General features: G+C 39.7%; 1 protein-coding gene. It reads right to left on the bottom strand.

Features of this window, described 5'->3' with window-relative positions; all coding sequences use genetic code 11:
- Positions 1–1758: 1758 nt before the first annotated feature.
- Positions 1759–1939, bottom strand: a 181-nt coding sequence (locus ACJ5GX_RS05260) for a hypothetical protein (protein ID WP_495292776.1), incomplete at its 5' end; no start/stop codon positions are given.

Below are 1939 nucleotides of genomic sequence, written 5' to 3'. Positions count from 1 at the left end.
GGTTATACTTTCTTCATGCGACGGTCTGGTTGGTGCCCTGCTGATGATCGGTACTTTTAGTTACGACATCTCATAAAAATAATACTCGTACTTTACATCGCCTCCATTGGCTTTGGAAATTATAATGTACGACTGCCATATTTAAATAATCATTAACAGTAGCGCGAAACGAAAAATTTACCTGCCCGCCGAAGCACGAAACTGACTTTCATAGGACGGCCTCCAGCCAGATGGACGATGACATAAAGAGGGCGGCTGGTAGCGATTGGATGGCGAAAACACGAGATTGTGCCTTATAGCGTATCCTGTGGGTGGGAGGCCTTCGTCCAGCAGTGGACCAATATAAGCTGATGTGATGTGATGTGATTACACCATCACGCCATACAAAGAAATTAACACTAAGTATTTATCAGTCACGTTTGGTTGCTTCACTAAACAACACCATAAACACTCCATGTTTCGGGTCGAACTTTCTGTCGCAAAATATGCCACTGATGTGACTGAACCTTTATGATCAAGAATTTTCATTGCAATGTTATTTGATTGAAAAACATTTTATTTAAAACCGCCCTTTTCTTTCATGGGCAGCGAAAATAAGCGAATTTTCAATGGGTTTTTAAATAATTATTACCTTTTTAATTTGCTGTCCGTGCGATAACTAAAAGGGAGTACTTAACTTTACTCAACTTGACTTAAACTTTAATCACTTCGGATGTCTTTGGCTTACCGCCTAAGAAATAATTAATGAATTCTGCTGAAAAGCTATATGTTTTAATAAGTAACTGGCAGATGGACCGGCCGACAAAGACGGATGATTGTTGAGTTCAAATTTAAATTCACACTTTTGATCTGTAGTTCATTATTACAAATAACGGCCCACTCGTACCTTATACACGATGGTGGTAGGTAAGCTACAAGCCCTGCGAATACTGATAGAGTGCATGCAGACCTCATGGTCAGTGATACTGAACAACTTTCCCCTAGAAACATACTTACACATATCACGCCTATAATCTCTTGCGGGGTAGGCAGAGCGTAAACGGCCGCAAATAACGTACATTTACACCATATCTGACAAATATTTGAGGGTCATAGTGACAGGTTGTCAGCTCATCGCCTGAAATTGTAATACACACCCTCGAGTCCCTTGGTCGCCTCTTACGACTCCCACGGGAAAGAAATGCCGAAAAAAGAAATTCGAAGCCGGCATCAATATATACGTATTTAATTCAATATTCCCCTCTTCTTTTTCGTGTGGGACACCGAGTCGTCCAACGACCCGAAGAACCCTGGTGTTCCCTATATTCCCTAGAAACATATTTAAGAAAATACAGGAAGGAAAAGATAAATTTAAATATCTAAGCATACAACGGGAAACCATGACACGGAAAGCGACTTTATTTTATACTATGTAGTGATTACTTATTTATCACTACGTAGTATAAAGTAAAGTCGCTTCCCGCGTGGGTCCCTACTATATGTCTGTTTGTTTGTATATATGCTTAAATCTTCAAAACTACCCAAAGGATCTGAATGGGATTTTTTCAAAAGATAGAGTGCTTAAAGATGTTCTTATATATGATTTATGTCGAGAGAAGGTCTGTTTCCCGTGGGAATTCAGATAGGCCGCTAGTTAATAATTAATTATTATTATTTGTTTCAGAACATGGAGGCACACAAATCAAGGGAGGCTACATGCTTCGGTACAAACGTAAGTTATACCATTAAATACAAAATATGCTGTTAAGAAAAATATTGCTACTTCTTTTCGTGTGGGACACCGAGTCGTCCAACGATCGATCCGGTAAGTCTTGAAGCTCCAACAGGAAAGGATGATAGTAGTACCTTCGGTGATTGTATAGAAGATAAGCGAGTTTCTAAACCAGAGGATGCTGCAATACTTGCCGACTTGCGTGGTATTACGACCAATGTTCTTGCA

It is taken from the genome of Wolbachia endosymbiont of Tuta absoluta (assembly GCF_059414725.1).
The sequence above is the reverse complement of the archived record's forward strand: the minus strand, read 5'-3'. Positions and strand labels throughout refer to the sequence as shown.